The sequence below is a fragment of the Polaromonas sp. genome, assembly GCF_039932935.1.
Taxonomy (GTDB): Bacteria; Pseudomonadota; Gammaproteobacteria; order Burkholderiales; family Burkholderiaceae_C; genus Polaromonas.
Map to the genome: position 1 here is coordinate 1 of NZ_JBDTPB010000041.1, position 5,152 is coordinate 5,152.

Below are 5,152 nucleotides of genomic sequence, written 5' to 3' on the forward strand. Positions count from 1 at the left end.
GAGCGATGGTGGCGACCACGCTGTAGGCAAAGGCGGCGCCCGTCCCCAGGCTGATGAGGGTCCACATGTTCGGACTGCGGTGCACGACCGATTGCGCACCTCGCACAAAGAAGGGCCAACCCGCCCACAGGACTACCGGCAGGCTCAGCACCAGCTCAACCCAGCTCTGGACGGCCATGTCGAACCAGCCGAACTGGTGACCGAACATGGCAAGTACCGTTACCACCGCGCTGAGCGGCAGCGTCCACCAGAAGCGGTGGGTGAAGGAACGCAGCTCCGGATTTTCATCCTCGTCGAGACTGGGCATGACCGGCTCCAGTGTCATGCCGCAGATCGGACAGTTGCCCGGATGGTCTTGCCGGATCTCCGGGTGCATGGGGCAGGTGTAGATCGTACCGCCGGCCGCTGCGGTATCGCCGTGGAGGGCTTGCGTTGCAGTGCCGATGGCCGCCGTGCCGGCCTTTTGAGAGGTATGAGGGTGATGGATGTGGTTCATGAAAGGGCGTCCTTTTCCGCGTCGCAGGCCTGAATGGGCACCAAGGAAAGATAAACCCTCCTACCGGGGGAAGGTCAAGCCCGCCGCCGGTTTTGTCTGGAATTGTCACGCTCCGTCCCCGGGGCGCCGCAAAACCTCAGGGTTTGGCCGGGGCGTGGACCGGGGGCAAGCGGTCCATCATCATCTGCATCATGGATTGCATCATTTCCATGCGTTTTTCCATCATCTGTTGGCGCGCGGCCGGGTCGCCGCCGGGACCTTGCATGTTGCCCATCATGCTCATGCCACCCTGCATCAGTCTGTGGTGTTCAGCCATCAGGGCGGTACGTTCTTCGGGGGTTTTTGCACTTGCCATGCGGTCGTGCATGGCACGCATGGCGCTCATATGCTCGTCCATGCGCGCCATGGGCAGGGTCTGACCCGGAGCAGCCGCTGACACGTCTGGGTGGTGCGCTGCACGGGCTGGCGGGGTTTGAGCGCAGCTGGTCAGGCCGAGGGTGGCGGCGACAGCGAGAACGGAAATCAGGCGAAGTGACATCATGGTGAACTCCAGAAAGGGAGTGCCCAGTCTATTGAAACGACTGGCTTTGCGGGCCCCGTTCTGTGGCCTGCATGATCCATGTCAACTGCGCAGGCAATTTACCTTTGCTTTTACGGCGTGGCGGGCCCCAAGGAAGCGCTGACCAGGCCCTTGTGGAGGTGCGGCAACCGGATCGGGATGGAATGCAAGGCGCATTTCGCGGCCAATAGCTGGCTATTCGCAAGAATTTCAGTGCTGCAGACAGCCCGTGCCCGTCTGATCGCGCGCCGCAGGGGACCTGTTCAGCGCTTGCCTAAACCGAGACCGTGTAATTCAGCGTCATGCGCCCACCGTCCACCACCACAATTTCGCCCGTGATGTAACTGGCCGCATCGCTGGCCAGGTAAGCCACTGTGTCGGCGATTTCAGAGGGTTCGCCCAAGCGCTTCATGGGCGTTCGGCTCATGATTTTGGCTTTGGCTTCGTCGCTGGTGAGCACAGCCCTGGCAGCCAACTCGGTGGCGATGGTGCCGGGTGCCACCGCATTGACGCGCACGCCCTGGCCGGCCAACGAGAGCGCCATGACGCGCGTGAGCTGGTTGATGCCGCCCTTGCTGACGTTGTAGCTGGCAATGGTGGGAATGGCGAGCACGCCGTTGACCGAACTCATGTTGACGATGCTTCCTTTGCCCGCTGCGGCCATCACGCGCGCCACAGCCTGGCCCACCAGGAAGGACCCCTTGAGGTTGATGCGAAGTACGGCGTCGAAGTCGGCTTCCGTCACGTCCAGAAATTCAGCGGCCTTGAAAATGCCGGCGTTGTTGACCAGCACATCAATGCGGCCATGCGCCGCCACGGTTTGGGCCACCAGGGCATCGACCTCCGCCTTGTCGCCGACGTCGCAGTGCACATACAGCCCGCCGAGTTCGGCGGCCAGCGCCGCACCGCGCGCGTCGTCAATGTCGGCGATCACGACTTGGGCTTGTTCGCGTGAAAACCGCCGCGCGCAGGCCTCGCCAATGCCTTGGGCACCACCGGTGACGAGACAGACCCGGCCCGTCAGTCCGAACGATATCGGGGCGGTTTTTGTAGATGAAATCATGCTGTAGCCCTTATTCAACCAGCGCAAGCAGCTATAAATTCAATAGCAGATTTGGAAACTTGAGCGGCGGACGCCCCCGGTTTGTAGAGCGCGGACCCGATGCCAAAGCCACTTGCGCCTGCGGCAAGGTAAGGTGCCATGTTGCCGGGTGTGACGCCGCCTACCGGCAACACGACAGCCCGCGGCGGCAGCACGGCGCGAAGGGCTTTAACGACTGCAGGCGTGATCATCTCGGCGGGAAAAATTTTCAGTCCCGTCGCGCCCGCGTCGAGTGCGGCGAACGCTTCGCTGGCCGTCATGATGCCGGGCAGGCACACCAGACCGAGACGAGAAGCTTCGTGCACCACCGCCGGGTTGAAATTGGGGGAAACAATCAGTTGTCCGCCGGCCGCGTGTACATCACGCACGGCCTCTGGCGTGAGCACCGTGCCCGCACCGATGAGGGCCTGCGGAAAGGCGCTGGCCATGGCCGCAATGCTGTCGAGAGGTTGGGGGGAATTCAGTGGAATTTCAATCAGCGACCATCCCGTGGCGACGAGCGCCTCGCCGACAGGTAGCGCTTCGGCCGGGGTGAGCCCCCGCAAAATGGCGACCAGCGGAATCGAGTTCAGGGCATTGGAAAATTTTTGATGTGGATTCATAAGATCGTTGTAGCCACTAGGCGGCTTGATTGAAGGGTTTGCGCAGGGTTTCGGCAATAGCCTGTAAACCTCGCCAGGTCGCTCCGTCACCGACTCGCTGCACCGTGACGCCCAGCAGGGCCAGCGCCTGGCCGTAGCGTGCACTGAGCGCTTCAGCGCCCATTACCACCACCGATTCACCACGCCGCAGGGTCTGGGATTTCAGCTCTTCGCCGATGACCAGTCCCGACAGGTAGCTCGGCAGGGCGCTAGCGTTCATACGGTCAAACAGCGGCAAGGTGCGCGTGCTGAAGGCGGTGGTTAGCAAGCCCGCGCTTGCCATCGCATGCGTTACGCCGCGCCCAAAGGCGGCTTCGTCGGGTGCGGGTTCGTCAGCGGGCATCATGCGCGCCAGGATGGAATGCTGGCGTAGCAGGGCGTAAAACTCGCCCGTCATCCAGGTTGAAAAGTTCGTGACCTGCCGGTTTTCCACGGTGACCCATTTGCTGTGCGTTCCGGGCAGCACCAGCCGGGCGTGATCCAGGCCGAGCAACTGCAGCGCGCCGAAGATTTGCGTTTCCTCGCCTCGCATGACGTCAGGAATGCCGTCTTTGTCGATGCTCAGGCCGGGCACGATGGCGATGCGGCCGGGCTCTACCCATTCGAGCCCGGCGGCAATGGCGTCAAAGCCCGCGGGGCAGCTGCAATACGGTGCCTCACGCCAGCCCTGTTTGCTGCCGGCCATGCCTGAAACGAGGCACAGCGTGTCCGGCGTCATCCAATCGCCGAAGCAGCTGGCGAAAACATCGGGAAAGGTACCCGGCGCGACGGTGAGAATGCCGCGCGCGAATGAGCGCTCTTCCAGAACCGCACCGCCGGCGTCGATCAGCGCGCCGCGCAACGACGAACTGCCCCAGTCAACGGCCAGAAGGCGGTTCATAGCAAGGCCCTGACCTGTTCAGGGCGCGGCAGCGGAGCCACCGCGCCATACCCTTGCACCGTGAGGGCCGCTGCCGCATTGGCATAGCGAGTCGCGTCAAAAACGTTGTCGCCCAGCGCAATGCGCGCCAGCAGGTTGCCGCAAAAGCAGTCTCCCGCGCCCGTGGCGTCGACCAGCTTGACGTGATGAACGGGTACACGCTCACGCCGCTTGCCGTCGCTTACCACTGCGCCGTCGCCGCCGAGTTTGAGTACAACCGTGCCGGCACCCAACGTATGGCCCCAGTCCACCACCTGGTCGGGGTCCGTCATGCCGTTAAGCGCCGTGACGTCTTCCAGGCTGGGCAGGAAGATGTCGCACAGCGAAACAGCGTGGCGGGTGCAGGCCAGCGCCCGTTCCAGCGGCCATAACTTGAGCCGCAGGTTGGAGTCAAAAGAGACCAGCGTGCCGGTGTCCCTGGCCAGCTTCATCGCGGCAAATGCCGTGTCGCAGGCGCTGGCGGAAATGGCCAGTGAAATGCCCGAGACGTGCAGGACCTTGGCCTGGCGCACGGCGTCCGCAGCGCCGGATTGCTGCAACCATGCGGGCGTCATGCGGCTGGCTGCGGAGCCTGCGCGCAGGTAGCTGAACTCGTGCCCCTTGGGGCCGTGTGTCACGAAGTAAAGGCCGGTGCTGGCCTCGGCGTCTTGTTGCACCGCGGCCGTGGAAACGTTTTCGGCGGCCCACAAGGCCATCAGCGACTGCCCGAAGGTGTCACCGCCCAGGCGAGTCAAATACGCGGTGCTGGCACCGGCGCGCGCAGCGGCGATCACTGCATTGCTGGTGTCGCCGCCAAAGCCCTGCAGGTAATTAGGTTGGCCCGCGGTGGTCTGGTTGAATTCCACCATGGCTTCGCCGAGTGCGACGACATCGAATTTTCTGGCTTGCATTGGATTCCTGGCTATTTCCGGCGCCGCGGCACGGGCGTTTCCAAAAAAGGAAAAACAGGAAGAAAAACGCCGCGCCTCGAACACTCAATGGTACCCCCGCAGGGGTGCCACCATGTACCCGGGCTGTACCCCGGGCCACCGCCGGTTCAGTGGTTGTCGCGAGGCACAAACGATCCGCGTTTGCCCACCAGGAAGTCCAGGTCCACGCCTTCATCGGCCTGTAGCACATGGTCAATGTAGAGCTTCCAGTAGCCAGACGACAGCGGTGGTTCAGGTGCTTTCCAGTGCGTCATGCGGCGGGCAAGTTCTTCGTCACTGACGTGAAGGTGCAGGCGGCGGTTGGGAACGTCAAGCTCGATGATGTCGCCGTTTTGCACCAGGGCCAGCGGCCCGCCCGCAGCAGCTTCAGGCGCGGTGTGCAAGATCACAGTGCCATAGGCCGTGCCGCTCATGCGCGCATCGCTGATGCGCACCATGTCGGTGATGCCTTTGCGCAGCACCTTGGGCGGCAGCGGCATGTTGCCGACTTCGGCCATGCCGGGGTA

At 63.2% G+C, this 5,152-nt stretch carries 7 protein-coding genes; all 7 read right to left on the minus strand.

All coding sequences use genetic code 11. From position 1 onward, the window contains the following. Window positions 1-496 (minus strand): heavy metal-binding domain-containing protein (locus ABI546_RS07530; protein ID WP_348045653.1); only part of this gene is annotated, 496 nt, incomplete at its 3' end. Window positions 497-632: 136 nt separating this feature from the next. Continuing rightward, the gene (locus ABI546_RS07535) at window positions 633-1,037 is read right to left on the minus strand and encodes a hypothetical protein (protein WP_348045655.1); all 405 of its coding nucleotides are present in this window, start codon (window positions 1,035-1,037) and stop codon (window positions 633-635) included. Window positions 1,038-1,329: 292 nt separating this feature from the next. Then, window positions 1,330-2,118 carry an SDR family oxidoreductase gene (locus tag ABI546_RS07540; protein WP_348045657.1) on the minus strand — a complete coding sequence of 263 codons (789 nt, stop codon included), beginning with the start codon at window positions 2,116-2,118 and terminating at the stop codon, window positions 1,330-1,332. Between the two features lie 14 nt (window positions 2,119-2,132). After that, window positions 2,133-2,759: a 2-dehydro-3-deoxy-6-phosphogalactonate aldolase gene (locus tag ABI546_RS07545; protein WP_348045659.1), complete on the minus strand. Its 627-nt coding sequence runs from the start codon at window positions 2,757-2,759 to the stop codon at window positions 2,133-2,135. A gap of 16 nt (window positions 2,760-2,775) precedes the next feature. Then, entirely contained in the window at window positions 2,776-3,678 is a 903-nt protein-coding gene (locus ABI546_RS07550; protein WP_348045661.1) for a 2-dehydro-3-deoxygalactonokinase, read from the minus strand. Continuing rightward, window positions 3,675-4,607, minus strand: coding sequence for a sugar kinase (locus ABI546_RS07555; protein ID WP_348045663.1), 933 nt, complete (start codon window positions 4,605-4,607; stop codon window positions 3,675-3,677). Before ABI546_RS07555 ends, ABI546_RS07550 begins: the two co-directional genes overlap by 4 nt. 146 nt (window positions 4,608-4,753) lie before the next feature. Continuing rightward, window positions 4,754-5,152: dihydroxy-acid dehydratase (locus tag ABI546_RS07560; RefSeq protein WP_348045665.1), on the minus strand; the 399-nt coding region annotated here is incomplete at its 5' end.